We start from the raw sequence: 26,957 nt of genomic DNA, 5'->3' as shown, positions 1-26,957 counted from the left end.
GTTGTTTTGAAATTAGAGTATACTATTATCTAGTACCTCCAGCCCACCAAACTTTTTCTTTGTATACATAAGAACCGTCTCCAAATAGTTCTTTGATATTTGCATTTGTACTAACATCAGATTGACCGTAAGCGAATCTTTGTGGGAACAATTCAGGTTTTGGGTTTACCATAGGAATAAGGTCTCCATTGCCCATTGCTTGTAGACGTCTGATATCGTTATAAGATTCAATACCTTCGTTTTCGTAGAAAGAAATATGTTTTTCTACCATTATTTTTTTCAATAATGCGTTACCAGTTAAGGTTGGTATAGAAGCAATATATGTATCTGCCTGACTAGCTGAAAAAGTAACTGCTTGTTTTTTGCCGTAAGCTGCTTTGATTGCAGCATTCATAGTAGTTTGCGCCTCAGGTAAACCTAATCTGGCTTGCGCCTCAGCTTTTAAGAATAATAATTCGTGGTAGCTTAGCAAGTAAATAGGGTTTAGTTCACTCATAAGAGCCGAGATAGAGTATAAACGTTGTCCTTCTACATCTGCTTTTGAATTGTCAAAAGGTACAACGATGCCAGCTTTTTTAGTGAAAAATGCATCAGTACGGGCATCGCTTGCTCCATTAGCTACCATAGTTTGATAGAAACTTTTTGCTACACTTATTGCAGCTCTGTCTAATTGGAATCTGGCAAAAGGATTAGGAACACTGCTGTTTACAAGTTTTAGTTCGTCGTCAACATTAGAAAAAGAAGCATTTACGTAATTAATTACGCCTTGGTAATCAGCTTTTCTAAGAGATAGTCTCATAGTGTATCTAGCTAATAAGCCATTGGCTGCTTTTATCCATTGTGCTGAATTTCCCTTATAAATAACATCCTGAGTTCCTAATGAAGGATAAGTTGATGTTTTGTTTAGGTTGGCAATACCTTCATTTAATCTTTTGAAGATGTCAGCATAAATAGCCTCCTGTTTGTCTACTTTTGGTTGGTAGATTACACCTGGTTTTCCAGCTTCTGTGTAAGGAATGTCCCCAAAAAGATCTGTAAGAACAGCTAAGTTATAAGCTGTTAATATCTGAGCGATACCTAATGTTTGGAAGTTTCCTTTTTCTTTACCTGTAGAACATTTTTCAATAATTATTCCTAATGTTCGCAATTGTTCGTAGCTATTGTCCCAACCATTACTGTATGTTGATGCTAACGCTGGATCATTACGTCTAGTTTGTGCATTATACATTTGGTTATGGCTTCCTGCATTTAATTCAGAATATATTCCTGCATAAAATGAGGCGTCAGAACCGGTTACAGAGAAAGCAGAGTTTATCATTACATCTGTAATGATTAGTCGGCTAACGATATCCGCAGGATTATTTACATTCTTATTTATTTCATCCATCTTGTCTTCAGAACAAGATTGGAATAAGAATAAAGCCATTAAAGCTGTTATTGTTATTTTTATATTTTTCATTTGATTTTTTTTAATTAAAATGTAAAGTTCAATCCAAAACCAATGCTCTTAGTTTGTGGCATTGACCATTGTTCGAATCCACCAGAAAAGTTGTTGTTTCCTTGTGTAGCTTCTGGATCAAGGTTTGGCATTTTAGACCATAATAAGATGTTTCTTGCGAAAACAGAAGCTCTAAGGTCTACAGTGTTGTTTAATAATTTAGGGAATTGGTACCCTAAAGTAACCTCTCTTAATTTTACGAAACTTGCGTCAAAAACAGAATTTTCAGCAATTCCATTTAAAGCAGCCTGTAAATCTTGTTGAACAGCGTTTGAGCCTCCAATAACAATATCATTTGGAGTTCCGTCTTCTTTAACGCCTGGGTATACAAACTGTGAAGTTCTGTCTGCTGTTCTGGCATCTACACCATAGTAAGCCATTAAGTTGTTTGATCCGCTATACATTTTTCCACCATTTTTCCAATCCACAACAGCTCCTAATGAAACTCTTTTGTAGGTAAATTGTGTAGAACCTCCTAAAGTAAATTTAGGTGCAACTTCTCCTAATGCTTTTAAGGCACCAGCTTTAGGAAGACCATCTTCGTCTACTATGATGTTGTTTTTGTCATCTCTTGCAAAGCTTGTACCATAAATTACAGGGAAACGATCTCCAACACTAGCTCTAAGTTGTGGAGTTGAAAACCCACCTAAAAAGATATTGTCTACACCATCTTTTAATGCTAGAACTGTAGCGTCGATTTGAGAGTAGTTTAAATTGAATGTCCAGTTGAAATCTGCAGTACGTATAGGATTAACGCTTAAAGTTAATTCGTGTACTTTGTTAAGCATTTTTCCACCATTTGTCTTGTATAAAGCTGCTCCTGTAGAACCTGCTAATGGAACGTCGAAGATCTGATCTGTTGAATTTTGTTCAGAGTAAGTATAGTCAATTCCAACTCTGTTATTGAAAAACTTCAAGTCAACACCAACTTCATACGACTTTGTATTTTGTGGTTTTAAATTTGGATCGTATAATAAATTGTTAGGAATAAATGAACTAGTACCTCCTGATAATGGATAGTTTACTGGAGATCCAGACCAGAATCCGCCTCTGTAAGAAGGAGTAGTGTAATAATTACCTACGTAATTACCTGCTTGTCCAACTTGAGCAATCGATCCTCTAAGTTTAGCATAAGAAAGAAAAGATTTTCCTTTTAATCCTTCTAATTCTGTTACCACAAAACCTAAAGAGGCAGATGGGTATATAAAGTCTCTACTTCCTTTTGGCATGTTAGATACAATGTCCTTACGGATTGTACCGCCTAAGAAAAGCATGTTTTTGTATGAAAACTCAACATTGCTGAAGAAACCTACAGTACGTGTTTGTCTACGGTATTCTTCTGATGTTACTGTTCTTGCGTTGGCAATTGTAGGCCATCCGCCAATGTTGAAAGCAGTTCCAAGATCATCATATTCTTTAGTGTTTTGATGATTGTATTCATTTCCAACCAAAACATTTACATTAAAGTCATCAGTGATATTTAAATTGTAGTTGATGGTGAACAATGAGTTAATTACATCATTTGTTGTACCATAAAGGTGTGCACTACTGCTTTTTCCTGATAAATCCTGTTTGTTTCCAAATTCAAAGATATCTCTGTAGTTAGTTGTCCATGAGTCAACACCAGCCTGGTACTTAACGGTTAATTTCTGTTTTCCGCTTTCGCTAATAACAGGAGAGTATTGTACATATCCATTTCCGTAGAAACGATTTGATTTTTCACTAAATTCGTTATTTTTAGCAGCCCAGTAAGGGTTGTTGAAAGTAGTTGGTCTGAAATAAATTTGATCGTATGGATCTAATGGAGCAGCATAGCCATTTCCTTTTAAATCGTAACTTCTTGGAGCAGCAAATACACCAGCTATAGCAGCATCATTCGCAGCTGAACTTTTGTCAATTTTAGTTTGTACATAGTTTACAGAGAAACCAGTTTTCCACTCATTGCTTAATTTTGTGTCTACTACAGCTTTTGCAGTATATCTGTTCATGCCTGTTTCAGGAACGATACCATCTTGTTTTGAATTCCCTATACCGAAAGAGTAATTAGTTTTTTCAGTTGATTGTGCAATATTTAAGGAATTGTTAATTGTGAATCCAGTATTGAAAAAGTCATCAATATTGTTATTTGCTTGTGGGGTAACCCATGGGTCTAAACCAGCTTTAACTCTTTGAGGTACAAAATATTTACCAGGTCTTAGTACTCCTCCGTTATTTGCATTTGCAACATTTCCTCCGTAGATAGGATTGTTTGGTAAGTCTGAGATTTTTGGTCCCCAGTTCATTGAAGAAGTTGGATCAAAGATTCCGTAAGAACCTTGTGCATACTCATTTTGAGTTTGCGGTTTCTTTGAAATTGTTTCAAAACTTGTAGAAGTGTTAAAAGTAATAACTGGCTTTCCGCTTTGAGCTAAGTTTTTTCCGCTTTTTGTAGTAATTAAAATTACACCATTAGAAGCTCTTAATCCATATAATGCAGATGCAGCTTGTCCTTTTAGGATGTTTATCGATTCAATTTCGTTTGGATCAATATCCACCGCTCTGTTTGCAACGTCAGCTCCTGTAACACCATTTCCTGTAGAGAAATCTGCTTGAGATGCTACTGGCATACCATCAATAACATATAATGGAGTGTTGTTTCCTGTGAAAGAACGGGCACCACGAATTACGATCTGAGAAGAAGCTCCCGGGGCACCACTCGATGGAGTAATTTGCACACCAGCTAATTTACCTTGTAAAGCACCAGAAAGACTGTTGTTGTTTCCTCTTGTGATGTCCGCTGCTTTTACCTCTTGTGTAGCGTAACCAAGTGCACGAGCACTTTTCTTAACACCTAATGCAGTAACTACTACACTTTCCAGTTCTACTGAATCGTCTTTTAGTTTTGCATTAACAGTAGTAGCGCTAGCTGAAATTTCTTGGGCTTTCATCCCAATGTAGCTAAATACTAATACTTGATTTGGTGCTGCTTTGATAGAGTATTTTCCATCAAAATCTGTTTGCGTTGCTGTCTTTGTTCCTTTAACTAATACACTAACACCCGGTAAAGGTATTCCTGTATTGTCAGAAACTGTTCCAGAAACAGCTCTTTCTTGCGCGAAAGTAAGTTGCGCAACTAGTACTAGTAAAAGCACTAAGAATCCATTGAACTTTAGTTTCATTTTTAAATATTTTGAATTAGTCCGACAAAAATCTTAATAATTAGTTAATATACCTAATCAAAAAAGTTTTTTTTTCAGTAAAACGACACTTTTACTGATAGGAGTTATTTTTTTATCGTTAAAATGCACTCAAAAATATGGAATTGTTTGTTTTTAACTTAAAATACGTTTAATAGTTCAGTTTAGACCTGCTGAATTAAATGTTAAAATTTATGAGATGGGTGGTAGATTTTGGTTTTTTATACGTTTTCAACAAAAAAACCACCCATTTTCAGGGTGGTTTTGTGTTAAATTATGTTATTTTATGGTATTTCTTATTTATCCCAAAAAATCTTGGTAGTTAGTTTGTCCCCTCCGATTGAAGTTGCTGCAGCATCGTAGTTTGTTGCGTTTAGCGTTTGTTCTCTAATAGGGTAGGCCATTCTGGATGGTATTTGTCCTCCGGCTGCCGCATCCGCAGATGCTGGTGGTGTGAGGGCAGGGAAGTTTAATCGTCTTGTTGATGTCCAGCCTTCAAAGCCTCTGTTAAACAAAGCATACCATGCTTGCTCTCCTATTTTTTGTTGCCAGGTTCCCGTAGCTGTAGCATAAGCAACAGCTGGTTGAGCAAGGTAGGCATTGGCATCTGTTGATGAAACACCCCAGTCTTCCATAGAGGCTAGAATTGCTGCGTTGTAATGTGATGTAATAGTGCCTCCAACTGCAACACCTCTCCCTAAAGCTTCTGCTAACAAAAATTCTACTTCTGCATAGTCTAATAAAGTACCGCTGAAATCTGGTGCTTTGATTTTGTCGCTTGCATGAGTGTATTTTGACTGTGAATTTTTTACTCCAACTATTCCTCCTCTATAACCTGTTACAGTTATTAGCTCATCTGCAGCATTGGTATCTTTATAAGTTGGTTTGAAATAAGGTGTTTTTCTTGGGTCGTTTAATGTAACTAATGCATCTACAAATGGTTTCGCAACTACAAAATCGTTTCTGCCTGAGAATACCATATCTACATATAGTGGGTTGGTATTTGGGAGGTTTAACATATACGGTAATTTTGCATTATCTGCATTTGATTTGAAGCCTCCTGCTGCACCAGATATAATTGTTGCGTCGGCAATTGCTGATTCAAGACCTGATGCTTTTAGGTTTATACCTAGTTTTAGTTTTATGCTATTTGCAAATTTGATCCAGGCATTCAGATTGTCTTTGTAAATAACTTCAGCGCTTCCAAATGCAGGTTTTGAAGTGTCTAGGTCCGCGATGTCTTTGTTTAGACGTACGATTAAATCTTTGTAGATGTCTACTGCTTTATCATATTTAGGTAGGTAATCGCCAGCTCCTAATAGTGATTCCGAATATGGAACATCTCCATAAGTATCTACTAAAATTTGATACGTATATACCATTAAAATGTCAATTAAGATCAATTGATTTTTGTTGGTTATTGTTTTTTTTGCGAACTCCGGGTCTGTAGGCGAGATTACTTCTTTTGCTAAAAAACCTTTTGCCTGAGTTAGATCAGCAAGTGCTCCTGCATAAAGTCTGTCCCAGTGATTGTCCGAAATTTTACGAGTCACCCAATTGTAATTAGATTCGTCCAAATAGGTAGTTTCAGTCCATTGCTGATTGACTAATCTAAATATGTTTCTGTTTACGTTGGTATTGATAAGTTGTTCTGTTAGACTTTTCTCTGCATTTGTGAATAAAGTGCTTGCGGGTACTACAGAAGGATTTTTTACGTCTATATTTAAGTCTGTTAGGCTGCTATCGTCACAAGAAACTGTGAGTAGCATGATTCCTAAAGCATATATTAATTTTTTCATTTTATTTCTGTATTAAAATTTGAACGTTAAGTTAAAACCAATATCTCTGGTTGTTGGAAGTGATCCAACTGAATAACCTCTAGAGCTATTTCCTGAAGACAATCCGCTTTCTGGGTCCGCGTATGGTAGATTTTTACTGATTATCCATAAGTTCGAACCAACTAAGCTTGCTGATGCTGAGCTTAAGAATGTATTTTCGAACATGCTTTTAGGGAAGTTGTAAGTGATAGATACTTCTCTTAATTTAACAAAAGAGGCATCGTAGATGAAGGCTTTGTTTGGAGCAGCTTGATATCCCAGGCTGTTTGCGATCGATCCGCCTTTTGTTTTTACTGTATTTGGAGTTCCGTTAGGAGCAACTCCTTCATTTAGGAGACCATTTTCTCTGATATCTCCTACAGCAGTTTCTCTGTAAAGTCCAGATGCAAGACCGTAATACATATCCAGTGAGTAAATATCTCCTCCTTTTTGAGTGTCAATTAAAAAACCAAAAGTTAAATTTTTGTAAGTGAATTTGTTTCTAACACCACCGATCCAGTCCGGAGTAATATTTCCGATTACGTTATTTGAACTTGTGGTAATCATGTATTTTCCTGTAGCTTGATCTATGGTAGGTTGCCCGTTTGTGTAAACGAAGTCAGTTCCTTTAAGTGTGCCATAGGCTTCTCCTGGTGCAGCATTAACAGTGACACCACCTTGAAATGTTCCAAGTTGAAGATTGTCAAGTCCATTTGGTAATGAAATAACTCTACTTCTGTTGTTGGACCAGTTTACAATAATTTCCCAGCTGAAATCTTTTGTTTTGATTGGAGTTCCGTTTAATTGAATTTCAAATCCTTTGTTTTCTATATTTCCACCATTTACTAGCCCGTTTGTGTAACCGGAACCTGAAGAAACTGCAGCTGCAACAATCTGATCAACTGAGTTTGTTTTGTAGTAAGTGATGTCAAAACCTAAACGTCTGTTTAATAAGCTTGTTTCTAAACCAACTTCGAATGATTTTGTTCTCTCAGGCTTAAGATCTGGATTTTTGTTAATACTACGGAATGGAAGTAATAATGAGTTTGTGTAAAGAGGTTGTCCTTGGAAATTGGAAACTCTTGTGTAGGTGTTGTTTAGTTGAAGTGCGTCTGCGTCATTTCCAACTTCGGCATAATTGATTCTGAATTTTCCTAGATTTAACCAGTCTGCCTTTACTACGTTTGAGAAAAGGAATGATCCCGAAATTGCAGGATATACATAAGAGTTGTTGTTGTCTGGTAATGTAGATGAAACGTCTCTTCTGATAGAAGCATCTACAAAATAAGTGTCTAAATAACCAACAGAGGCCTGAGCGTAGATACCATTAACCCCTGAAGATACTTTTGCTTCTCTTGGGAACGGAAGATCTAAGCGTGAATTTGACAAAGCGTAAATTCCGGGAACTACTAATCCTCCAACTGTTGAAGAAAGTACATTATCTCTTTTGTTGCGTCTTATGTTTGTTCCGATAACTCCATTTAGGCTAATGTTTTCGCCGATTTTTTTGTTGAAATTCAGCATGAAATCGTAATTAATTTCTTGAAAATTAATGTCGTTTCTTTGGTAGCCTGATGATTCGTTAACCGGAGAAAGACCAAATCCTGAAGCTATTGATCCTACAGCTCTTCTTTCTTCTTGAAGTTGTTTATAAGTATCAATAGAAACTCTTCCTAATGCACTTAGCCATGGGGCAATATCATAATTTAGAGAAGCGTAGCTAAATAAACGGGTTCTGTCGTCAGAAGAGTAATTTTGATAACGGGTGAAGTACGGGTTGTCCCAATAGGCCGGTACTAAACCTGAAGGCTCCGTTGGGTCTTTCCAGTTCCATGTTACGTTTTGACCGCCTGATGCAAAGTAAACATCTTTTTGAGCTTGTACGTCGGTGTTGGTTTGCCACCATTGTCTGAAATTACCCAGGATATTGTCGTTGTAGCCGGTTGAGTTTCTACCAACGGTACTTTGTAGGGTAACTGCTGCGTAGGCGTTAGCGGTAAGTTTGTCTGTAACTTTTTGACTAAATCTTGCGCTTATCTGATTTTTTTTCAATTCACTGTTTGGAAGAATACCAGTTTGATTGGTATTAACATAGCTTAAAGATAAGCTTGATCTTTCTGTTGATTTTTCAAGTGCAATACTGTTAACGAAAGTGTGAGCATTGTTAAAAAAAGTTATAGGGCCATTTTTTGCAGCTGCCCATGGAGTGGCTTTTCCGTAGTTTGGTGAAAACGGTGTAAAAGCATCCCATTGATACACGGGTTGATTGTTGAAAGCGTCCCCGTCAGAAGCGTCATTAGATGTGTCTACTGTGTCTGGTGTACCGGTTCCTAAAAACGATGATCCAAAGCCGTATCCAGATCCGTATCTGTCTTGATATTTGGGGAAAGTTGATTTGTCAATGCTTCCATTTGTGAATCCACTTGAAAAAGAAAATCCTATTTTGTTGTCATTTGATTTTCCTTTTTTTGTTGTTACCATTACAACTCCATTTGCAGCTCTGGATCCGTATAGTGCTGTTGCGGCAGCTCCTTTAAGGATGTTAATGCTTTCAATGTCTTCTTGATTGATGTCTGAAGCGTTGTTACCGTAATCATAACCACCGTTACCAATTTGCTGAGAAGAAACGTTTGAGTTTGAGTTGTCAATTGGCACCCCGTCAATAACCCAAAGAGCCTGATTATTTCCTGTAAGTGATTTGTTTCCTCTGATTACAACGTTTGTAGAACCTCCAAAGTTATTGTTTCTCTGAACTTCTACCCCTGCAGCTTTACCAGATAAGAGATTGGCAACGTTAGCGTTTCCGGCTCCGCCATTAACGTCTTTTCCGGAAATTTGTTGAGAGGCATATCCAAGAGATTTTTTTTCTCTTTTAATACCCATCGCTGTAGTTACCACAACGCCTTCTAGTTGTTGGGCATCTCCAGATAACTTGGTGTTTACTTGTGATGAGCTCGCGGCAATTTCTTGAGTCTTCATGCCGATGTAGCTAAATACTAAAATTTGACTTGTGGTTGCTTTGATGGAATATTTACCATCAAAATCAGTCTGTGTGCCGGTTTTCGTTCCCTTGATTTGTACACTTACGCCTGGTAATGGCATACCTGCATCATCGGTAACGGTCCCCGAAACGGCTCTTTCCTGCGCAAAGGTTAGTTGCGCGAATAGTACTAATAGTAGCACTAAAAATCCATTGAACTTTGGTTTCATTTTTTCAATTATTTTGAATTAGTCTTACAATATTCTTAATAATTTGTTAATAATCCTAGTGTTGAGTTAATGAATTTTCTCACAAGGTTAAAATTTAACATTATAACATATAATAACTATTGTGTTAAATAATTGAATTTACTGGATGTTTGTTCTTGTAATTAGTATGAATAATCCTTGTAATCCCGCTTATTGCTTGATATTTTTCAGAAATTATAAGTTCTTAATAATTTGTTAATAAAATAGATCTTTGATTGATGAATTTTCTCACAAGGCTAAAATTTAACATTGTAGCATATGCTAACAATTGTGTTAAATAATTTAATTCCCTGAAGATTTTCCCCGCCATTGCTGAGATTAATTCGGAGCAGTCCGCTCGTTGTCTGGATTGTTGTGCCGATTCCGACTCCTGATAATTTTTGTAATTTATTAAGATTTTGACTGTTTGTTAAATCTTGATAGATTGCAAAGTCTATAATGGAATTGATGTATAAATTGTTGGATACTTTGTGCCTGTATTCGGTGAGCAACATAGAGACGAAATTGCCCTGATGGCTGTTTTCTGCGAAACCTCTTATGGAGTTTGTTCCTCCAAATCGATATAGTTCGTTGGTGATATAATTTTGGCTTTTTAAATAAAAAATTTGAGGATTCAAAAAGATGAAATTCTTTTTGTTAAGCTCAAAATTGTAAGACAAATTAAGGTTGGTATAGAATTGTTTGCTTGATTCTACGGTTTGGGGACTGTTGTTGGTGTCTCTTTTTCCGTATCCGATTATGAGGCTTAGGGAAGCTTTCTTGGGGAGTAACGTGTTGAGATAGTCTATTTTTTTATACTCGAGAGTAGAGGTGATATATGAGTTTTTGTAGTCGCTAATTGTGGTGTTGTTTGTGTTTTGAATGTCACTGGATTCTGTAGATTGGTAGCCTAGGTATAGTCGTGAATTGTAGTTTAAGAAATAGCCTAAGTCGATTGCGGTTTTGGTGTTTTGAAAAGTACTGTCTTGTTTGAAAATATTTAGCTGCGCTTTTATGCCTAGTGAAGATTGAAATATATACGGAATTTCAATCTTTGTGTTAAAGGTTTTTTGTTGATTTCCATCGCTTTTCCAATACAGGGAGAATTGTTCGCCGGCACGGAGTGTGTTTAATAGTGATAGATCCAAGTATCCGTTTAAGGTTGTTTTTTTGTTTTCGTCATTAGAAAAACCAATGTATCCGTCAAAAGTGTTTGCTTTTCTTTTTTCAACATAGGTGTATACTTTTGTAGAGTCGTTTGTGAATAATATTTCAGGGTATTTAGTTTGGGTTATAAAATCAAATGCATTGATGTCATTGTGTAGTTGTTTTATGGTTTCTTGGTTGAATGTTTTGTTTAGGTATTTTTTGTTGAGTTGTTTTAAGTGTCCTTTTGGGAAATAATTTCGTTTTGAATCATCTGTTTGGGTTAGAATAATGGAATTTACAGTGCGTTTTTTTTCGGATTTAAAATTTAACGTTGCGTAAATTATGGAATTCTTTTTTTGGATGTTTTCAAGTTTTATTTTATTAAGAGCGAAACCTGCTTTTTCGGCGTCTAATGTTTTTTGGTTTAAATAGTTTTCCAGTTCTCTGTAAGGAATAATTAAAGTATCGTTCTTGATTTTTACATCATAAAAAAAACTGTGATTTGCTCCTATATATATATGGACTTCTTTTGTCTTGCTTTTTAAGTCAATTATGGAGATGAAAGTGCTGTCGTTTATTTTTTTTGTCTCGATTATATTGTGGTCCAAATATCCATTTTTGGATAGTTTTTCTGAGGTGTTTTTAACTTCTTCAAAAATTGATTTTAAATTAGGATGGTTTCTTGAATAGTTTAACGAATCAATAATTTGAGTTTCGGTTTGATTTGTTCCTTTAATTTGTAAATGAAGGTCTTGAGCATGTGAAGAAATGCTGGCAATGAAAAATAGGAGGTATAAAAGCGGTTTCAAAGGCAATTGTTTCATTTATTAAAAGTATTGCAAATATCTATTGTTTGTTTGTAAAATCATAAGCTTAAATAATGTTATTGAAAATTAATGGATTAACGTTTGTATAGTGAAAAATATTTTATACATTTGCAACCCCGTAAAAAGCGGGAATTTAATATACATAATAAATTTTTAGTATTAATTATGCCAACAATTCAACAATTAGTAAGAACAGGAAGAACTCAGATAACTAAGAAGAGTAAATCGGTTGCTTTAGATTCTTGTCCTCAAAGAAGAGGGGTTTGTACGCGTGTTTACACTACTACACCAAAAAAACCAAACTCTGCAATGCGTAAAGTTGCGCGTGTACGTTTGACAAATGGTAATGAGGTGAATGCTTACATCCCTGGAGAAGGACACAATTTACAAGAGCACTCGATAGTATTAGTTAGAGGTGGAAGGGTAAAAGATTTACCAGGTGTTAGATATCATATCGTTCGTGGAGCGCTTGACACGTCAGGAGTTGCAGGAAGAACGCAAAGAAGATCTAAGTACGGTGCTAAACGCCCAAAAGAAGCAAAAAAGTAATTTAAAAACTTTTAAGAAAAAGACATGAGAAAAAGAGCGGCAAAGAAAAGACCACTTTTACCAGATCCGAGGTTTAATGATCAATTGGTAACACGTTTTGTGAACAACTTAATGTGGGACGGTAAGAAATCTACAGCTTTCAAAGTATTTTATGATGCAATTGACATCATTGAGTCTAAAAAGCAAGATTCAGAAAAATCTTCATTAGAAATTTGGAAAGATGCGTTAACAAACGTTATGCCTCACGTAGAAGTACGTAGTCGTAGAGTTGGTGGAGCTACATTCCAAATTCCAATGCAAATTAGACCAGACAGAAAAATTTCTATGGCAATGAAGTGGTTAATACTTTATTCTAGAAGAAGAAATGAAAAATCTATGGCACAACGTTTAGCGTCAGAATGTTTAGCTGCGGCTAAAGAAGAAGGTGCTGCGGTTAAGAAAAGAATGGATACTCACAAGATGGCAGAAGCTAACAAAGCTTTCTCTCACTTTAGATTTTAATTCGTAAGAAATGGCTAGAGATTTAAAATATACAAGAAATATCGGAATTGCTGCTCACATTGATGCTGGTAAAACAACAACAACTGAGCGTATCCTTTTTTATACTGGAAAGTCACATAAAATTGGTGAAGTACACGATGGTGCTGCAACAATGGACTGGATGGCTCAAGAGCAAGAAAGAGGTATTACAATTACTTCAGCTGCAACAACTTGTGAGTGGAATTTTCCAACTGAGCAAGGAAAACTTTTGCCTGAATCATTGCCATACCACTTTAATATTATTGATACTCCTGGACACGTTGACTTTACTGTAGAGGTAAACCGTTCTTTACGTGTACTTGATGGATTAGTTTTCTTATTTAGTGCTGTTGATGGTGTTGAGCCTCAGTCAGAAACTAACTGGAGACTTGCTGATCAGTACAGAGTTCCACGTATGGGATTTGTTAACAAAATGGACCGTCAAGGATCTAACTTCTTAGGAGTTTGTCAACAGGTTCGTGATATGTTGAAATCAAATGCTGTTGCGATCACTTTGCCAATTGGTGAAGAAAATGATTTCAAAGGTGTTGTAGATTTAGTAAAAAACCAAGCTATCATTTGGCATGATGCGACTCAAGGGGCAACTTTTGATATCGTTGAAATTCCTGCTGATATGGTTGCAGAGGTTAAAGAATACAGATCTATTCTTATTGAAGCGGTTGCTGATTACGATGAAAACCTTTTAGAGAAATTCATGGAAGATGAAAACTCTATCACAGAGGAAGAAATCAACAATGCTTTAAGAGCTGCTACTATGGATATGGCTATCATCCCGATGATCGCTGGTTCTTCTTTCAAAAACAAAGGAGTTCAATTCATGTTAGATGCAGTTTGTAAATATTTACCTTCTCCAATGGATAAGGAAGGTATCGAAGGAATTCACCCTGATGATGCTGAATTATTAGAAGAAGATCAAACTAAAATCTTACGTCGTCCGGACGTAAAAGAGCCGTTCGCTGCTTTGGCATTTAAAATTGCTACTGACCCATTCGTAGGTCGTTTAGCTTTCTTCCGTGCTTATTCTGGACGTTTAGATGCTGGTTCTTATGTTTTGAACACTCGTTCAGGAAGTAAAGAAAGAATTTCTCGTATTTACCAAATGCACGCTAACAAACAAAATCCAATCGAATATATTGAGGCTGGAGATATTGGAGCTGCTGTTGGATTTAAAGATATCAAAACTGGAGATACATTGTGTGATGAAAAACACCCAATTATTCTTGAGTCTATGAAATTCCCTGCACCGGTAATTGGTATTGCAATTGAACCTAAAACTAAAGCTGACGTTGATAAAATGGGTATGGCTTTGGCTAAATTAGCTGAAGAAGATCCAACGTTTACAGTTAGAACAGATGAGGCTTCAGGGCAAACTATTATTTCTGGGATGGGTGAGCTTCACTTAGATATCTTAGTAGATCGTATGAAACGTGAATTTAAAGTTGAAGTAAACCAAGGTGAGCCTCAAGTTGAATACAAAGAAGCGTTTACAAGAACTGCAACGCACAGAGAGACTTACAAGAAACAATCAGGAGGTCGTGGTAAATTCGGTGATATCGTATTTACACTTGAGCCAGCTGACGAAGTTGATGGTAAAGTTCCTGTAGGATTACAGTTTATTAATGCAGTAAAAGGAGGTAACGTTCCTAAGGAATATATCCCTTCTGTAGAAAAAGGTTTCCGTGAAGCTATGAAAACTGGTCCATTGGCAGGTTATCAAGTAGATAGTTTAAAAGTAACTTTGACGGACGGATCTTTCCACCCTGTCGATTCAGATGCACTTTCTTTTGAGTTAGCTGCTAGAATGGGGTATAGAGAAGTAGCTAAAGCTGCTGGTGCGATTATTTTGGAGCCAATCATGAAAATGGAAGTTATTACTCCTGAAGAAAACATGGGAGATATCGTTGGTGATATCAACCGTCGTAGAGGTCAGGTAAATGACATGGGTGACAGAAACGGTGCTAAAACTATTAAAGCTGATGTGCCTTTATCAGAAATGTTTGGTTATGTAACAACATTAAGAACATTGTCTTCTGGTAGAGCAACTTCAACAATGGAGTTTTCTCACTATGCAGAAACACCTTCTAATATTTCAGAAGCTGTAATTAAAAAAGCAAAAGGTAACGCTTAATTCTTAAGAAAATGAGTCAAAAAATCAGAATAAAACTAAAATCTTACGATCACATGTTGGTAGATAAATCTGCTGAAAAGATCGTAAAAACAGTAAAAACTACTGGAGCAGTTGTAACAGGTCCAATTCCGTTGCCAACTCACAAAAAACTTTTCACTGTATTACGTTCTCCGCACGTTAACAAAAAAGCGAGAGAGCAATTTGAAGTAATGTCATACAAGAGATTGATTGATATTTATTCATCTTCATCTAAAACTATCGATGCATTAATGAAACTTGAATTGCCAAGTGGAGTTGAAGTAGAGATCAAAGTATAATTAGATTATATTTTATATAGAAAAGCGAGACATTACTGTCTCGCTTTTTTTTATGCTTTCTGGTGAGTGTTTTTTGAAAGTGGTGGGTCGGTTTTTTATTTATTAGTTATTTGTCGGTAGTTGTAACTGGTGATAGATAATTTTGTTTACGGCTTTAACCGTAGGGTGATGATGTGTTAGTGTAAGTGGGGGGATTTATGGAGGTAGCTTTTTAGTAGTAATGTTATTGATGTTTTGTGGTTCTTTGATTTAATCTCATTTCTTCTGTAGGTAAGTTGTTTTTGATTTGTTTAAGTGTAAGAAAATATTTATTTTGCGTAATGAGGAATATTTATGAAAATGGTATTGTTTTATACGGTACTAAATAGTTTTTTACCTAATACTTATTATAGAACTTAATTATTATCTTTGAATTATGAGCACACTAATAAAACCAAATCACATAGGGCGTAAGATTAGCCGTATTCGTGAACTTCGTGATATGAAGCAAGAGGCGCTGGCAATGGCCTTAGGTATGAGCCAGCAGAGCGTTTCTAGTATAGAGAATAGTGAAACAATAGAAGAAGAGAAACTCGCAGAAATAGCAAAAGCTCTTGGGGTGACAGTAGAGGCAATTAAAAATTTTTCAGAAGAGAATATGATTAACTATTTTAATACGTTTAATGAGGTTGTCACTAATAATCAAGGGGTCATTAATGGTAGTATAGATGATTATAATCATCAATGCACATTTAATCCGCTTGATAAAGTGGTTGAGTTGTACGAGCGATTGGTGCAGGCTGAAAAAGATAAAAACGAATATTTAGAAAAATTGTTAAAAGAGAAATAGTGTTTTGAATAAAACAAGTTACTTTTAAAAAGGCCACTTCGGGTAACGAAGTGGCCTTTTTTTTTTGTGATTAATTATATGGTAGGGAATGATTTTTTTACGTTCATTAGGATTGGTTTAGTTTTTTTTGCAAACGAGGAGATTTTGTGTAATAAATAAGCTACATTTTTATTGTGAATTAGTTTTTTATTTTTTAAGTTTACACTTGTTAATTAGTTTTTAATTGTAAGATAAATGTAAGATGAAGAAATTGTTTTTATTTTTAAGTGTGGCTTTTTTGATGGCAGGTTGCTCAGAAGAAAAGAATGATGTGGAAGTTACTGCGGGGACCGTCGCAAATACTCCTAATGCGAAAGAGTTTAAGTTAATTGCTGTTGCAATTGATAATCTTGAGGTGAGTAGTACAGTAGGGCTCGAGGATCAGCTGGGGGATTATTTGGATCGTGAAGGTTTTAAGGGGTTTAAAAAGGCTTTAGAGAAGGTAAGAGCTTCGGCTAGAAAAAATATCGCTGGAGAAGGGCAGGAGGGGTATCAGGCGGTTGACTTGGATAAGGAATTGTTGAAAGTTGGGTTTACGGACGTTCAGAAAGGATTTATTTCAAAAATCACAGCCTTGTATCCGTTGGAAGGTTCAAGTAGTGAAAAGGTGGTTGATGATGATGTGATTGTGGAGAGGGTTAAAGAGGGGTTATTGAGAGTAAGAAATGAGGTTTTTGCTGATGAGCGATTAAGTATTGCTCAGAAAGAGCAATTGTATGTTTATGTTGATTTGCAATATTCTACTTTGGAGAGTATAGTAAATTATGCCGAAAAGTTAGTTTTGGGAACTCAGGCGGGGAAATTGAAAATTTCCTTAAAGAAAATAATAAACATTGTGGTTTCAGTTGTTGTGACTACTGCGGTAGGGGCTGTTGTGGCTTCCGTGAAAGGTTTGAATATGGTGGCTACGGTCATTGGTGCTGCTTCCGGATTTGCTTCAGGTGTAGTTTCGGCTGTTCATAATCGCTGTATTAAGGTTTGTGGGACTGGTTTCTGCAATACGGCATGGAATGATTGTGATACAGGAAATTATTTTACTTCATTTACTCTGAACTATGACTAGCGGTTTGTTAGGGGGAAAGGTATTTTTGCTTTTCTATGTTCTATTTTCGTTTTGTGTAAATGCTCAAACGACTGGGAAGGTTAGGAAAGTTATTGTCTTGAACGGTGATAAATGGTCAATGGGAATGAATTCATTGCAAATTAACGGGGTTAAGTTAAAGCCAGGGTTTGATAATGGAATATTATTTGAGTGTTCGAATGATTCGATTGTGGTTAAAGTGCCTTCGGATATGTTTTTGTTTTTTGTATTGAAGAAAAAAACCTTCCGTTTTGCTTTGAAAGATGGCGATAATTATTTTTTGTATAAAGCTCCTAGTCTTTTTAATAAAGTGTGTTTCGAAAGTATTTTGGATGATGATTTGGTTAAGTTGAAAGAAAAGCGATATGTGAAAAAAGTACTGATGAAATATCAACTCGAATAGTGTTGTTGTTGGGTAAGGTTTTTATTAGTAATAAGAATTGTAGCGAAGTTTATTTTATTTATTGTTCTTTTAAATAGAAAAGCGAGACAGTGGTGTCTCGCTTTTTGTTTGAGGTTTTTGTTGTTTGTCTTTTGTAATATTTTTTAATTTCTGTGAATGTTTTTTGTTGAAATGTCTTTTATTTAGGCTATTGCCCATGATTTTCAATAATTAGTTTAAGTAATTGTTAATAAAAATGTTTTTGTAGGTTGGGATCATTGTGTAGTGTTTTTTGAATTAATAAAATCTTGTTAGTGGATGCTTTGATGCTTGAATTTTGATAATGAGCGATTTAATTTTTATAACCGTTTGGTATATTCAATTTTAATGTCTACTTTTGCACTCCCTGTTTGGAAATTTCTGTTATTTTCAAATTGAAGGGAATTTTAGTAATTAATAATTAATATTTATGTCTGGGTTAATTGGTAAAAAAATCGGCATGACTAGTATTTTCGACGAAAACGGGAAAAACATTCCTTGTACAGTAATCGAGGCTGGGCCGTGTGTTGTTACCCAAGTCAGAACCAAAGGTGTTGACGGGTACGAAGCGTTGCAACTTGGTTTCGATGACAAAAACGAGAAACATTCCACTAAAGCGGCTTTAGGTCACTTTAAAAAAGCTGGAACTGTTGCTAAGAAAAAAGTCGTTGAATTTCAAGATTTTGCAACTGAACAAAAATTAGGAGATCTTATTGATGTTTCTATTTTTGCTGAAGGAGAATTTGTAGATGTACAAGGTGTGTCTAAAGGTAAAGGTTTTCAAGGGGTTGTTAAACGTCACGGATTTGGTGGTGTTGGACAAGCAACTCACGGTCAACACAACCGTTTAAGAGCGCCAGGTTCTGTAGGAGCATCTTCTTATCCATCTAGAGTATTCAAAGGAATGCGTATGGCTGGAAGAATGGGAGGAGACAATGTAAAAGTTCAAAACCTTAGAGTTTTAAAAGTAGTAGCTGAAAAGAATCTACTTGTTATTAAAGGATGTGTTCCTGGACATAAAAACTCTTATGTAATCATTCAGAAGTAATGGAAGTAAAAGTATTAGATTTCAACGGAAAAGATACTGGAAGAAAAGTTCAACTTTCTGATTCAGTATTCGCAATTGAACCAAACAATCACGCTGTATACCTTGATGTTAAGCAATATCTTGCTAATCAAAGACAAGGAACTCACAAAGCTAAAGAAAGAGCTGAAGTGACTGGAAGTACGCGTAAGATTAAAAAACAAAAAGGAACTGGTACTGCTCGTGCGGGAAGTATCAAAAATCCATTGTTTAAAGGTGGTGGAACAATTTTCGGACCAAGACCAAGAAGTTATTCATTTAAATTGAATAAAAGCTTGAAAAGATTGGCAAGAAAATCAGCTTTCTCAATCAAAGCAAAAGAGTCGAATATCATCGTTCTTGAGGACTTTAATTTTGAAGCGCCAAACACTAAAAATTTCATTAACGTTTTGAAAGCTTTAGGGTTAGAGAATAAAAAATCTTTATTTGTGTTGGGAGAGTCGAATAAAAATGTATATTTGTCGTCACGCAATTTAAAGGCTTCTAATGTCGTAACTAGCTCAGAATTAAGCACTTACGCTATTTTAAACACTAACAATTTAGTGCTTTTAGAAGGTTCTTTGGAGTTAATTGAAGAAAATTTAAGTAAATAATAGGAATATGAGTATCATAATTAGACCTATAGTAACGGAAAAAGTAACCAAAGAAAGTGAAGTTTTAAACCGCTTCGGATTCGTTGTTGACAAAAAAGCAAACAAAGTTCAAATTAAGAAAGCTGTTGAAGCTGCTTATGGAGTAACTATCGTTTCAGTTAACACGATGAACGTAAGACCGGATAGAACTACAAAATACACTAAAAGTGGTTTAATCAGTGGAAAGACAAATGCAATTAAAAAAGCAATTGTACAAGTACAAGAAGGAGAAACAATTGATTTTTACAACAATATCTAAGATAGAAAAATGTCAGTAAGAAAATTAAAACCTATTACCCCAGGTCAGCGATTTAGAGTTGTGAATGGTTATGACGCCATTACAACTGATAAGCCGGAACGCTCTTTGATAGCGCCGATAAAAAACTCTGGAGGTAGAAATAGTCAAGGAAAGATGACCATGCGTTATACGGGTGGTGGTCACAAGCAGAGATATCGTATTATTGATTTCAAAAGAACTAAAGACGGAATTCCGGCTACAGTGAAATCAATCGAATACGATCCAAATCGTACTGCATTTATCGCTTTATTAGCTTATGCTGATGGTGAGAAAACTTATATTATTGCTCAAAACGGATTGAAAGTTGGTCAGAAATTAGTTTCTGGTCCAGAATCTCAACCTGAAATTGGTAATACATTGCCTTTAAGCAGAATTCCTTTAGGAACTGTAATCTCTTGTATTGAGTTGCGTCCAGGTCAAGGTGCGGTAATCGCTCGTTCAGCTGGAACATTTGCTCAATTAATGGCAAGAGATGGAAAATATGCTACAATTAAAATGCCATCTGGTGAAACAAGATTGATCTTGTTAACTTGTTCGGCTACAATTGGAGCTGTTTCTAATTCAGACCACCAATTAGTTGTATCAGGAAAAGCTGGTAGAACAAGATGGTTAGGAAGAAGACCTAGAACAAGACCTGTTGCAATGAACCCTGTTGATCACCCAATGGGTGGTGGAGAAGGACGTTCTTCTGGTGGACATCCACGTTCAAGAAATGGAATACCAGCAAAAGGTTATAGAACTCGTTCTAAGAAAAACCCGAGTAACAAGTATATCGTAGAACGTAGAAAGAAATAATAAGATATGGCACGTTCATTAAAAAAAGGACCTTTCGTTCATTATAAGTTAGACAAGAAAGTTCAGGAAAACGTAGAAAGTGGTAAAAATAGTGTAGTGAAGACTTGGTCTAGAGCTTCTATGATTACTCCAGATTTCGTTGGACAAACTATCGCAGTTCATAACGGTCGTCAATTTGTACCAGTTTACGTAACAGAAAACATGGTAGGTCACAAATTAGGAGAGTTTTCACCAACTAGATCTTTTAGAGGTCATGCTGGAGCAAAAAATAAAGGTAAAAAATAAGAAGCAATGGGAGTTCGTAAAAGAGAAACAGCAGATGCGAGAAAAGAGGCTAATAAGTCTATTGCTTTCGCAAAATTGAATAACTGCCCTACTTCACCTAGAAAAATGCGCTTAGTAGCGGACTTGGTAAGAGGTCAGAAGGTAGAAAGAGCACTTAACATCTTAAGATTCAGTTCTAAAGAAGCTTCAAGAAAACTAGAAAAACTATTATTATCTGCAATCAACAACTGGGAGCAAAAAAATAGTGAAGGTAATTTAGAAGAGGCTGGATTATTTGTTAAAGAGATCAGAGTAGATGGTGGAATGATGTTGAAAAGACTTCGTCCAGCTCCACAAGGTCGTGCACACAGAATAAGAAAACGTTCTAATCACGTAACAATCGTGCTTGGAGCTATCAATAACACACAAAGCAATTCTTAAGCAGCATGGGACAAAAGACAAATCCAATTGGAAATAGACTTGGTATCATCAGAGGGTGGGACTCAAACTGGTATGGTGGAAATGATTACGGTGATAAACTTGCCGAAGATCACAAAATCAGAAAGTATATCCACGCTCGTTTATCAAAAGCTAGTGTATCTAAAGTAATCATCGAGAGAACTTTGAAACTTGTAACCGTTACTATCACTACTGCTAGACCTGGTATCATTATCGGAAAAGGTGGACAAGAGGTAGACAAGTTGAAAGAGGAGCTTAAGAAAGTTACTGACAAAGAGGTTCAAATTAACATCTTTGAAATTAAAAGACCTGAGTTAGATGCTTATCTTGTGGCGACAAGCATCGCTCGTCAAATCGAAAGCCGTATTTCTTACAGACGTGCAATCAAAATGGCTATTGCTGCTTCTATGCGTATGAACGCTGAAGGTATCAAAGTTTTGATTTCTGGTCGTTTGAATGGAGCTGAGATGGCGCGTTCAGAAGGTTTCAAAGAAGGTAGAATTCCTCTATCAACTTTCAGAGCTGATATTGACTATGCTTTGGCTGAAGCTCACACTACTTACGGTAGAATGGGTATCAAAGTATGGATCATGAAAGGTGAGGTTTATGGAAAGAGAGATCTTTCCCCACTTGCAGGAATGGATAAAAAACAATCTGGAACTGGTGGTGGTAAAGGTGGAGATTCTCCAAGAGGAGACAGAAAACCTTTTAATAAAGGTGGTAAACCAGACGCTCGTAAAAGAAAGTAAATTTTTAAACTAAAGAAAAATGTTACAGCCTAAAAGAACAAAATACCGTAAGGTACAGAAAGGTAAAATGAAAGGTAACTCTCAAAGAGGGCATGAACTTTCTAATGGAATGTTTGGTATTAAATCTGTACATGAAGATGGAATGTTCTTAACGTCTCGTCAAATCGAAGCTGCGCGTATTGCTGCAACTCGTTTCATGAAGAGAGAAGGACAATTATGGATCAAAATATTTCCAGACAAACCAATTACTAAGAAGCCTCTTGAGGTACGTATGGGTAAAGGTAAAGGTGCCGTTGAATATTGGGCTGCCGTTGTTAAACCCGGAAGAATTATGTTTGAAGTTGGAGGAGTTCCTTTATCAGTTGCAAAAGAGGCTTTACGTCTTGCAGCTCAAAAGCTTCCAGTAAAAACTAAATTCGTCGTTGCTAGAGATTTCGAAGCATAATTAAATTTATATTATGAAACAATCAGAAATAAAAGATCTTTCTGCAGCGGAGTTGCAAGAAAAACTTAGTCAAACTAAGAAAATATATGCTGACCTAAAAATGGCTCACGCTATTTCTCCAATTGAGAACCCACTTCAAATTAGAAGTGTAAGAAGAACAGTTGCAAGATTGGCTACAGAGTTAACTAAAAGAGAGTTACAATAATTGTATTCTGCTGAAAGATGGAAGAAAAAAGAAATTTAAGAAAAGAAAGAATAGGTGTTGTTACTTCAAATAAAATGGATAAGTCTATTGTTATTGCTGAAGTAAGAAAAGTAAAACACCCATTATACGGTAAGTTCGTGTTGAAAACAAAGAAATACGTTGCACACGACGAAACAAACGACTGTAACATTGGAGATACTGTAAGAATTAGCGAAACGCGTCCTTTAAGTAAAACAAAATGTTGGAGATTAGTTGAAATCTTAGAAAGAGCTAAATAATTATGGTACAACAGGAATCAAGACTAAAAGTAGCAGATAACACGGGAGCAAAAGAAGTTTTAACTATCCGTGTTTTAGGAGGTACCAAAAGAAGGTATGCCTCTGTTGGTGACAAGATTGTAGTATCTATTAAAGATGCAACTCCTAACGGTAACGTTAAAAAAGGAGCTGTTTCAACTGCAGTTGTTGTACGTACCAAAAAAGAAGTGAGAAGAGCTGATGGTTCTTATATCCGTTTCGATGATAATGCATGTGTTCTTTTGAACGCTGCAGGGGAAATGAGAGGAACACGTGTTTTTGGTCCGGTAGCAAGAGAACTTCGTGAAAAACAATTCATGAAAATTGTATCATTAGCACCAGAAGTGCTTTAATTCGTTTTAAGATGATAAAGCTAAAAATAAAATCAGGAGATATCGTAAGAGTTATTGCTGGAGACCATAAAGGTGCTGAAGGTAAAGTTTTACGTGTTTACCGTGAGAAAAATAAAGCGATAGTTGAAGGTGTAAACATGGTTTCGAAACATACAAAACCAAGTGCTAAAAACCCTCAAGGTGGTATCGTTAAGAAAGAAGCTTCTATACAAATATCTAACATTTCACTAATTGATCCTAAAACTAAGGAAACAACTAGAGTTGGTATTAGAGTAGAAGGAGATAAGAAAGTAAGATTTTCAAAAAAATCTAATCAAGTACTATAGTAATGGCATATACACCTAGACTAAAAGAAGAATATAAGAGTAGAGTAATCTCTGCTCTTAAAGAAGAATTCGGATATACAAACGTAATGCAAGTTCCTAAACTTGAAAAAATCGTTTTGAGCCGTGGAGTTGGTGCAGCTGTATCTGATAAAAAACTTATTGACTATGCAGTTGATGAGTTAACAAAGATCACTGGACAAAAAGCAGTATCTACAATTTCAAAGAAAGATGTTGCGTCTTTCAAATTGAGAAAAGGGATGCCTATTGGAGCAAAAGTTACTTTACGTGGAGAGAGAATGTATGAGTTTTTAGATAGACTTATTACTTCTGCTTTACCACGCGTTAGAGATTTTAGTGGTATCAAAGCTACTGGTTTCGACGGAAGAGGTAACTACAATCTTGGAGTTTTAGAGCAAATCATTTTCCCGGAAATTGATATTGACAAAGTAAACAAAATTTCAGGAATGGATATTACATTTGTTACTACTGCAAAAACAGACAAGGAAGCAAAGTCATTATTGGCTGAATTAGGATTACCTTTTAAAAAGAATTAAGACATGGCTAAAGAATCAATGAAAGCCCGTGAGGTGAAAAGAGAGAAAACGGTAGCTAAGTACGCTGAAAAAAGAAAAGCTTTATTAGAAGCTGGAGATTATGAAGGCCTACAAAAATTACCTAAAAATGCTTCACCAGTTCGTTTGCACAATCGTTGTAAATTAACAGGTAGACCAAGAGGTTATATCCGTCAATTTGGTATTTCACGTGTAACTTTCCGTGAGATGGCTAATAATGGGTTAATTCCTGGAGTTAAAAAGGCATCTTGGTAATCTCGCAAAAAGTTAGTACTTTTGCAAACCAAAAAATAATTTTAATTGATTAAAGGTTCGGGAGACGAGTGTCTCCCGAAAACCGTAATCGCAATCAAATACATATGTATACAGATCCTATTGCAGATTATTTGACTAGAGTTCGTAACGCTGTGGCTGCAAACCACAAAGTTGTTGAAATTCCAGCTTCTAATCTAAAAAAAGAAATAACTAAGATCTTATTTGATCAAGGTTATATCTTAAGTTACAAATTTGAAGACAACTCTGTTCAGGGTTCAATCAAAATTGCTTTGAAGTATGATAAAGATACTAAAGAGCCTGTAATTAAAGATATCCAAAGAATTAGTAAACCTGGTTTACGTAAATACGCAGGTGCTGCCAAATTACCAAGAATCCTTAACGGATTAGGAATTGCAATTGTTTCAACTTCAAAAGGTCTTATGACTGGAAAACAAGCGAAACAATTAAATGTAGGTGGTGAAGTAATTTGTTACGTATACTAATTTTAAAGACTAAATAAGATGTCAAGAATAGGTAAAAGCCCAATTGTAGTCCCTGCTGACGTAACTGTAGAAGTTAAAGACGGTATTATTACAGTAAAAGGAAAAAAAGGTCAACTAACTCAGGAGTTTTCGGACGTAACTGTAACAGTTGAAGGCGATCAAGTACAAGTTGAAAGATCGTCTGATCATAAAGACCAAAGAGCAAAACACGGATTGTACAGATCATTAATCAATAACATGATTATTGGTGTATCTGAAGGTTTTACAAAAGAACTTGAATTAGTTGGAGTTGGTTATAGAGCTTCAAACCAAGGTCAAAAGTTAGATTTAGCTCTTGGATATTCTCACAATATTGTTTTAGAAATTGCTCCAGAAGTAGCTTTAGAAACAATATCTGAAAAAGGAAAGAACCCTATCGTAAAATTAACATCGTTTGATAAACAACTTTTAGGTCAGGTAGCTGCGAAAATCAGAGGTTTCCGTAAGCCTGAGCCATACAAAGGAAAAGGTGTTAAATTTGTGGGTGAAGTATTAAGAAGAAAAGCAGGTAAATCAGCTTAAAAAATAAGATTATGTCATTAACAAAATCTGATAGAAGACAGAGAATTAGATTCAGAATTAGAAAATCGATTAGTGGTACTGCTACTAACCCAAGACTATCTGTATTTAGAAGCAACAAAGAAATTTACGCTCAACTTATTGATGACGTAAACGGAGTTACTTTATTAGCTGCATCTTCAAGAGAAAAAGAAATAGGAAAAGGTACTAACGTTGAAGTAGCTGCTGCTGTTGGAAAACTAGTTGCAGAGAAAGCGTTAAAAGCCGGGATTGATACCATCACTTTTGACAGAGGTGGATATTTATACCACGGTCGTATTAAATCATTAGCAGAAGGCGCAAGAGCGGCTGGACTTAAATTCTAATATATTATGTCTAAATACAAAAATGTAGAATTGGTAAAACCAAGTGGTCTTGAACTTAAAGATCGTCTGGTAAGTGTTAATCGTGTTACTAAGGTTACAAAAGGTGGTAGAGCTTTCGGTTTTTCTGCTATTGTAGTTGTAGGTGATGAAAACGGAGTAGTTGGTCATGGATTAGGAAAATCTAAAGACGTTTCTGAAGCAATTGCGAAAGCAGTAGAAGATGCAAAGAAAAATTTAGTAAAAATTCCTTTGAACGGACAATCTGTTCCTCACGAACAAAAAGGTAAATTTGGTGGTGCACGTGTATTCTTAATTCCTGCGTCTCATGGTACAGGAGTTATTGCTGGTGGAGCTGTTCGTTCAGTTCTTGAATCAGTAGGTATTCACGATGTATTATCTAAATCTCAAGGATCATCAAATCCTCATAACGTGGTAAAAGCAACTTTTGATGCTTTATTACAAATGAGAAGCGCTCATACTGTTGCAAAACAAAGAGGTGTTTCTTTAGAAAAAGTTTTTAAAGGTTAATTCAAGGAAATTATGGCTAAATTATTAGTAAAACAAGTAAGAAGCAAAATCAACTGCCCTCTTTCTCAAAAAAGAGGTTTGGAAGCTTTAGGTCTACGTAAAATGGGACAAGTTGTAGAGCATGATTCAAATCCTGCAATCCTTGGGATGATAAACAAAGTTAAACACTTAGTTTCTGTAGAAGAAGCTAAATAACAAATACTGTTATGAATTTAAGTAACTTACAACCAGCTGAAGGGTCAACACACAATCAAAATAAAAGATTAGGTAGAGGAGAAGGTTCTGGAAAAGGTGGTACTTCTGCAAGAGGTCACAAAGGAGCAAAATCTCGTTCTGGTTATTCTAAAAAGATTGGTTTTGAAGGAGGGCAAATGCCACTTCAAAGACGTGTGCCTAAGTTTGGTTTCACAAACATCAATCGTAAAGAATACGAAGGTGTTAATTTAGATACGCTTCAATTATTAGTAGACAATGGTGTGATTACTGATTCTGTTTCTATGACAGATTTCGTAGCAAATCGTCTAGCTACCAAAAATGAAATCGTTAAGATTTTAGGTAGAGGAGAATTGAAAGCAAAATTAAAAGTAACTGCCCACAAATTTACCGCTACTGCAAAAGCTGCTATCGAAGCTGCTGGTGGAGAAGCTGTAACTATATAACTTATCTATTAA

The 26,957-nt window shown here is 35.8% G+C and carries 32 protein-coding genes; 27 read left to right on the top strand and 5 right to left on the bottom strand.

The window, feature by feature from the left end; translation table 11 throughout:
• Nucleotides 1-25: 25 nt before the first annotated feature.
• The 5 genes from AC3IS6_RS01930 to AC3IS6_RS01910 all read right to left on the bottom strand — a co-directional run bounded on the left by AC3IS6_RS01930 (nucleotide 26) and on the right by AC3IS6_RS01910 (nucleotide 11,692).
• On the bottom strand, nucleotides 26-1,459 hold the full coding sequence (locus AC3IS6_RS01930) for a SusD/RagB family nutrient-binding outer membrane lipoprotein (RefSeq protein ID WP_489163145.1): 1,434 nt from the start codon (nucleotides 1,457-1,459) through the stop codon (nucleotides 26-28).
• Nucleotides 1,460-1,473: 14 nt separating this feature from the next.
• Nucleotides 1,474-4,656 (bottom strand): SusC/RagA family TonB-linked outer membrane protein, encoded by a 3,183-nt coding sequence (locus tag AC3IS6_RS01925; RefSeq protein WP_489163143.1) that lies wholly within the window; start codon nucleotides 4,654-4,656, stop codon nucleotides 1,474-1,476.
• Between the two features lie 314 nt (nucleotides 4,657-4,970).
• The gene (locus AC3IS6_RS01920) at nucleotides 4,971-6,473 is read right to left on the bottom strand and encodes a SusD/RagB family nutrient-binding outer membrane lipoprotein (protein WP_489163141.1); all 1,503 of its coding nucleotides are present in this window, start codon (nucleotides 6,471-6,473) and stop codon (nucleotides 4,971-4,973) included.
• A 12-nt stretch (nucleotides 6,474-6,485) separates the two neighbouring features.
• Nucleotides 6,486-9,701: a SusC/RagA family TonB-linked outer membrane protein gene (locus tag AC3IS6_RS01915; RefSeq protein ID WP_489163139.1), complete on the bottom strand. Its 3,216-nt coding sequence runs from the start codon at nucleotides 9,699-9,701 to the stop codon at nucleotides 6,486-6,488.
• Between the two features lie 275 nt (nucleotides 9,702-9,976).
• Nucleotides 9,977-11,692, bottom strand: coding sequence for a BamA/TamA family outer membrane protein (locus tag AC3IS6_RS01910; protein ID WP_489163137.1), 1,716 nt, complete (start codon nucleotides 11,690-11,692; stop codon nucleotides 9,977-9,979).
• A 168-nt stretch (nucleotides 11,693-11,860) separates the two neighbouring features.
• Here AC3IS6_RS01910 and rpsL point away from each other — a divergent pair, with 168 nt between their 5' ends.
• The 27 genes from rpsL (at nucleotide 11,861) to rplO (ending at nucleotide 26,945) form a co-directional block, all read left to right on the top strand.
• Complete coding sequence (gene rpsL, locus AC3IS6_RS01905; RefSeq protein WP_007136570.1) at nucleotides 11,861-12,244, top strand: 30S ribosomal protein S12; 384 nt, start codon at nucleotides 11,861-11,863, stop codon at nucleotides 12,242-12,244.
• Nucleotides 12,245-12,268: 24 nt separating this feature from the next.
• Nucleotides 12,269-12,745 carry a 30S ribosomal protein S7 gene (gene rpsG / locus AC3IS6_RS01900; RefSeq protein WP_007803600.1) on the top strand — a complete coding sequence of 159 codons (477 nt, stop codon included), beginning with the start codon at nucleotides 12,269-12,271 and terminating at the stop codon, nucleotides 12,743-12,745.
• 10 nt (nucleotides 12,746-12,755) lie between these two features.
• Nucleotides 12,756-14,912: an elongation factor G gene (gene fusA, locus AC3IS6_RS01895; protein ID WP_489163134.1), complete on the top strand. Its 2,157-nt coding sequence runs from the start codon at nucleotides 12,756-12,758 to the stop codon at nucleotides 14,910-14,912.
• An 11-nt stretch (nucleotides 14,913-14,923) separates the two neighbouring features.
• A complete protein-coding gene (gene rpsJ / locus AC3IS6_RS01890; RefSeq protein WP_007803605.1) occupies nucleotides 14,924-15,229 on the top strand; it encodes a 30S ribosomal protein S10 in 306 nt (101 codons plus the stop codon).
• Between the two features lie 415 nt (nucleotides 15,230-15,644).
• Nucleotides 15,645-16,058 (top strand): helix-turn-helix domain-containing protein, encoded by a 414-nt coding sequence (locus AC3IS6_RS01885; RefSeq protein WP_489163132.1) that lies wholly within the window; start codon nucleotides 15,645-15,647, stop codon nucleotides 16,056-16,058.
• A gap of 241 nt (nucleotides 16,059-16,299) precedes the next feature.
• Nucleotides 16,300-17,160 carry a hypothetical protein gene (locus AC3IS6_RS01880; RefSeq protein WP_489163130.1) on the top strand — a complete coding sequence of 287 codons (861 nt, stop codon included), beginning with the start codon at nucleotides 16,300-16,302 and terminating at the stop codon, nucleotides 17,158-17,160.
• A gap of 124 nt (nucleotides 17,161-17,284) precedes the next feature.
• Complete coding sequence (locus tag AC3IS6_RS01875) at nucleotides 17,285-17,581, top strand: hypothetical protein (protein ID WP_489163128.1); 297 nt, start codon at nucleotides 17,285-17,287, stop codon at nucleotides 17,579-17,581.
• Between the two features lie 448 nt (nucleotides 17,582-18,029).
• Complete coding sequence (gene rplC / locus AC3IS6_RS01870; protein WP_007803612.1) at nucleotides 18,030-18,647, top strand: 50S ribosomal protein L3; 618 nt, start codon at nucleotides 18,030-18,032, stop codon at nucleotides 18,645-18,647.
• Nucleotides 18,647-19,276, top strand: coding sequence for a 50S ribosomal protein L4 (rplD, locus tag AC3IS6_RS01865; protein WP_065450855.1), 630 nt, complete (start codon nucleotides 18,647-18,649; stop codon nucleotides 19,274-19,276). Before rplC ends, rplD begins: the two co-directional genes overlap by 1 nt.
• A 7-nt stretch (nucleotides 19,277-19,283) precedes the next feature.
• Nucleotides 19,284-19,574, top strand: coding sequence for a 50S ribosomal protein L23 (gene rplW / locus AC3IS6_RS01860; RefSeq protein ID WP_017495018.1), 291 nt, complete (start codon nucleotides 19,284-19,286; stop codon nucleotides 19,572-19,574).
• A gap of 9 nt (nucleotides 19,575-19,583) precedes the next feature.
• Nucleotides 19,584-20,408, top strand: coding sequence for a 50S ribosomal protein L2 (gene rplB, locus AC3IS6_RS01855; RefSeq protein WP_173967238.1), 825 nt, complete (start codon nucleotides 19,584-19,586; stop codon nucleotides 20,406-20,408).
• 6 nt (nucleotides 20,409-20,414) lie between these two features.
• Complete coding sequence (gene rpsS, locus AC3IS6_RS01850) at nucleotides 20,415-20,693, top strand: 30S ribosomal protein S19 (RefSeq protein WP_012022488.1); 279 nt, start codon at nucleotides 20,415-20,417, stop codon at nucleotides 20,691-20,693.
• 6 nt (nucleotides 20,694-20,699) lie between these two features.
• Nucleotides 20,700-21,113 carry a 50S ribosomal protein L22 gene (gene rplV / locus AC3IS6_RS01845; RefSeq protein WP_007803631.1) on the top strand — a complete coding sequence of 138 codons (414 nt, stop codon included), beginning with the start codon at nucleotides 20,700-20,702 and terminating at the stop codon, nucleotides 21,111-21,113.
• Between the two features lie 5 nt (nucleotides 21,114-21,118).
• Nucleotides 21,119-21,880 (top strand): 30S ribosomal protein S3, encoded by a 762-nt coding sequence (gene rpsC / locus AC3IS6_RS01840; protein ID WP_007803635.1) that lies wholly within the window; start codon nucleotides 21,119-21,121, stop codon nucleotides 21,878-21,880.
• A 19-nt stretch (nucleotides 21,881-21,899) separates the two neighbouring features.
• Nucleotides 21,900-22,325 (top strand): 50S ribosomal protein L16, encoded by a 426-nt coding sequence (rplP, locus tag AC3IS6_RS01835; RefSeq protein WP_007803637.1) that lies wholly within the window; start codon nucleotides 21,900-21,902, stop codon nucleotides 22,323-22,325.
• A gap of 13 nt (nucleotides 22,326-22,338) precedes the next feature.
• Nucleotides 22,339-22,530: a 50S ribosomal protein L29 gene (rpmC, locus tag AC3IS6_RS01830; protein ID WP_007803639.1), complete on the top strand. Its 192-nt coding sequence runs from the start codon at nucleotides 22,339-22,341 to the stop codon at nucleotides 22,528-22,530.
• Between the two features lie 17 nt (nucleotides 22,531-22,547).
• Nucleotides 22,548-22,808 carry a 30S ribosomal protein S17 gene (gene rpsQ, locus AC3IS6_RS01825; protein ID WP_007803646.1) on the top strand — a complete coding sequence of 87 codons (261 nt, stop codon included), beginning with the start codon at nucleotides 22,548-22,550 and terminating at the stop codon, nucleotides 22,806-22,808.
• A gap of 2 nt (nucleotides 22,809-22,810) precedes the next feature.
• Nucleotides 22,811-23,179, top strand: coding sequence for a 50S ribosomal protein L14 (gene rplN / locus AC3IS6_RS01820; RefSeq protein WP_007803649.1), 369 nt, complete (start codon nucleotides 22,811-22,813; stop codon nucleotides 23,177-23,179).
• 11 nt (nucleotides 23,180-23,190) lie between these two features.
• Entirely contained in the window at nucleotides 23,191-23,505 is a 315-nt protein-coding gene (gene rplX, locus AC3IS6_RS01815; RefSeq protein WP_007803650.1) for a 50S ribosomal protein L24, read from the top strand.
• Nucleotides 23,506-23,507: 2 nt separating this feature from the next.
• The gene (gene rplE / locus AC3IS6_RS01810; RefSeq protein WP_017495015.1) at nucleotides 23,508-24,059 is read left to right on the top strand and encodes a 50S ribosomal protein L5; all 552 of its coding nucleotides are present in this window, start codon (nucleotides 23,508-23,510) and stop codon (nucleotides 24,057-24,059) included.
• Nucleotides 24,060-24,062: 3 nt separating this feature from the next.
• Entirely contained in the window at nucleotides 24,063-24,332 is a 270-nt protein-coding gene (rpsN, locus tag AC3IS6_RS01805; RefSeq protein WP_031456037.1) for a 30S ribosomal protein S14, read from the top strand.
• A 104-nt stretch (nucleotides 24,333-24,436) separates the two neighbouring features.
• Nucleotides 24,437-24,835 (top strand): 30S ribosomal protein S8, encoded by a 399-nt coding sequence (gene rpsH, locus AC3IS6_RS01800; RefSeq protein WP_017495014.1) that lies wholly within the window; start codon nucleotides 24,437-24,439, stop codon nucleotides 24,833-24,835.
• A gap of 18 nt (nucleotides 24,836-24,853) precedes the next feature.
• Nucleotides 24,854-25,396: a 50S ribosomal protein L6 gene (gene rplF / locus AC3IS6_RS01795; RefSeq protein WP_173967239.1), complete on the top strand. Its 543-nt coding sequence runs from the start codon at nucleotides 24,854-24,856 to the stop codon at nucleotides 25,394-25,396.
• A gap of 11 nt (nucleotides 25,397-25,407) precedes the next feature.
• Nucleotides 25,408-25,758, top strand: coding sequence for a 50S ribosomal protein L18 (gene rplR / locus AC3IS6_RS01790; RefSeq protein WP_072960630.1), 351 nt, complete (start codon nucleotides 25,408-25,410; stop codon nucleotides 25,756-25,758).
• Nucleotides 25,759-25,761: 3 nt separating this feature from the next.
• Entirely contained in the window at nucleotides 25,762-26,286 is a 525-nt protein-coding gene (rpsE, locus tag AC3IS6_RS01785; RefSeq protein WP_085950926.1) for a 30S ribosomal protein S5, read from the top strand.
• A gap of 12 nt (nucleotides 26,287-26,298) precedes the next feature.
• Nucleotides 26,299-26,481, top strand: coding sequence for a 50S ribosomal protein L30 (gene rpmD, locus AC3IS6_RS01780; RefSeq protein ID WP_017495010.1), 183 nt, complete (start codon nucleotides 26,299-26,301; stop codon nucleotides 26,479-26,481).
• Between the two features lie 11 nt (nucleotides 26,482-26,492).
• On the top strand, nucleotides 26,493-26,945 hold the full coding sequence (gene rplO, locus AC3IS6_RS01775; RefSeq protein WP_017495009.1) for a 50S ribosomal protein L15: 453 nt from the start codon (nucleotides 26,493-26,495) through the stop codon (nucleotides 26,943-26,945).
• Nucleotides 26,946-26,957: the final 12 nt, after the last annotated feature.

The organism is Flavobacterium sp. KH_035 (genome assembly GCF_057839565.1).
Note: the sequence above shows the minus strand (reverse complement) of the source record. Positions and strands in the feature narration are given on the sequence as shown.

What these genes read in the sequence shown, in the direction of transcription:
- AC3IS6_RS01930 (WP_489163145.1), bottom strand. Translation starts at nt 1,459, where the DNA reads ATGAAAAATATAAAAATAACAATAACAGCTTTAATGGCTTTATTCTTA.
- AC3IS6_RS01925 (WP_489163143.1), bottom strand. Translation starts at nt 4,656, where the DNA reads ATGAAACTAAAGTTCAATGGATTCTTAGTGCTTTTACTAGTACTAGTT.
- AC3IS6_RS01920 (WP_489163141.1), bottom strand. Translation starts at nt 6,473, where the DNA reads ATGAAAAAATTAATATATGCTTTAGGAATCATGCTACTCACAGTTTCT.
- AC3IS6_RS01915 (WP_489163139.1), bottom strand. Translation starts at nt 9,701, where the DNA reads ATGAAACCAAAGTTCAATGGATTTTTAGTGCTACTATTAGTACTATTC.
- AC3IS6_RS01910 (WP_489163137.1), bottom strand. Translation starts at nt 11,692, where the DNA reads ATGAAACAATTGCCTTTGAAACCGCTTTTATACCTCCTATTTTTCATT.
- rpsL (WP_007136570.1), top strand. Translation starts at nt 11,861, where the DNA reads ATGCCAACAATTCAACAATTAGTAAGAACAGGAAGAACTCAGATAACT.
- rpsG (WP_007803600.1), top strand. Translation starts at nt 12,269, where the DNA reads ATGAGAAAAAGAGCGGCAAAGAAAAGACCACTTTTACCAGATCCGAGG.
- fusA (WP_489163134.1), top strand. Translation starts at nt 12,756, where the DNA reads ATGGCTAGAGATTTAAAATATACAAGAAATATCGGAATTGCTGCTCAC.
- rpsJ (WP_007803605.1), top strand. Translation starts at nt 14,924, where the DNA reads ATGAGTCAAAAAATCAGAATAAAACTAAAATCTTACGATCACATGTTG.
- AC3IS6_RS01885 (WP_489163132.1), top strand. Translation starts at nt 15,645, where the DNA reads ATGAGCACACTAATAAAACCAAATCACATAGGGCGTAAGATTAGCCGT.
- AC3IS6_RS01880 (WP_489163130.1), top strand. Translation starts at nt 16,300, where the DNA reads ATGAAGAAATTGTTTTTATTTTTAAGTGTGGCTTTTTTGATGGCAGGT.
- AC3IS6_RS01875 (WP_489163128.1), top strand. Translation starts at nt 17,285, where the DNA reads ATGAATTCATTGCAAATTAACGGGGTTAAGTTAAAGCCAGGGTTTGAT.
- rplC (WP_007803612.1), top strand. Translation starts at nt 18,030, where the DNA reads ATGTCTGGGTTAATTGGTAAAAAAATCGGCATGACTAGTATTTTCGAC.
- rplD (WP_065450855.1), top strand. Translation starts at nt 18,647, where the DNA reads ATGGAAGTAAAAGTATTAGATTTCAACGGAAAAGATACTGGAAGAAAA.
- rplW (WP_017495018.1), top strand. Translation starts at nt 19,284, where the DNA reads ATGAGTATCATAATTAGACCTATAGTAACGGAAAAAGTAACCAAAGAA.
- rplB (WP_173967238.1), top strand. Translation starts at nt 19,584, where the DNA reads ATGTCAGTAAGAAAATTAAAACCTATTACCCCAGGTCAGCGATTTAGA.
- rpsS (WP_012022488.1), top strand. Translation starts at nt 20,415, where the DNA reads ATGGCACGTTCATTAAAAAAAGGACCTTTCGTTCATTATAAGTTAGAC.
- rplV (WP_007803631.1), top strand. Translation starts at nt 20,700, where the DNA reads ATGGGAGTTCGTAAAAGAGAAACAGCAGATGCGAGAAAAGAGGCTAAT.
- rpsC (WP_007803635.1), top strand. Translation starts at nt 21,119, where the DNA reads ATGGGACAAAAGACAAATCCAATTGGAAATAGACTTGGTATCATCAGA.
- rplP (WP_007803637.1), top strand. Translation starts at nt 21,900, where the DNA reads ATGTTACAGCCTAAAAGAACAAAATACCGTAAGGTACAGAAAGGTAAA.
- rpmC (WP_007803639.1), top strand. Translation starts at nt 22,339, where the DNA reads ATGAAACAATCAGAAATAAAAGATCTTTCTGCAGCGGAGTTGCAAGAA.
- rpsQ (WP_007803646.1), top strand. Translation starts at nt 22,548, where the DNA reads ATGGAAGAAAAAAGAAATTTAAGAAAAGAAAGAATAGGTGTTGTTACT.
- rplN (WP_007803649.1), top strand. Translation starts at nt 22,811, where the DNA reads ATGGTACAACAGGAATCAAGACTAAAAGTAGCAGATAACACGGGAGCA.
- rplX (WP_007803650.1), top strand. Translation starts at nt 23,191, where the DNA reads ATGATAAAGCTAAAAATAAAATCAGGAGATATCGTAAGAGTTATTGCT.
- rplE (WP_017495015.1), top strand. Translation starts at nt 23,508, where the DNA reads ATGGCATATACACCTAGACTAAAAGAAGAATATAAGAGTAGAGTAATC.
- rpsN (WP_031456037.1), top strand. Translation starts at nt 24,063, where the DNA reads ATGGCTAAAGAATCAATGAAAGCCCGTGAGGTGAAAAGAGAGAAAACG.
- rpsH (WP_017495014.1), top strand. Translation starts at nt 24,437, where the DNA reads ATGTATACAGATCCTATTGCAGATTATTTGACTAGAGTTCGTAACGCT.
- rplF (WP_173967239.1), top strand. Translation starts at nt 24,854, where the DNA reads ATGTCAAGAATAGGTAAAAGCCCAATTGTAGTCCCTGCTGACGTAACT.
- rplR (WP_072960630.1), top strand. Translation starts at nt 25,408, where the DNA reads ATGTCATTAACAAAATCTGATAGAAGACAGAGAATTAGATTCAGAATT.
- rpmD (WP_017495010.1), top strand. Translation starts at nt 26,299, where the DNA reads ATGGCTAAATTATTAGTAAAACAAGTAAGAAGCAAAATCAACTGCCCT.
- rplO (WP_017495009.1), top strand. Translation starts at nt 26,493, where the DNA reads ATGAATTTAAGTAACTTACAACCAGCTGAAGGGTCAACACACAATCAA.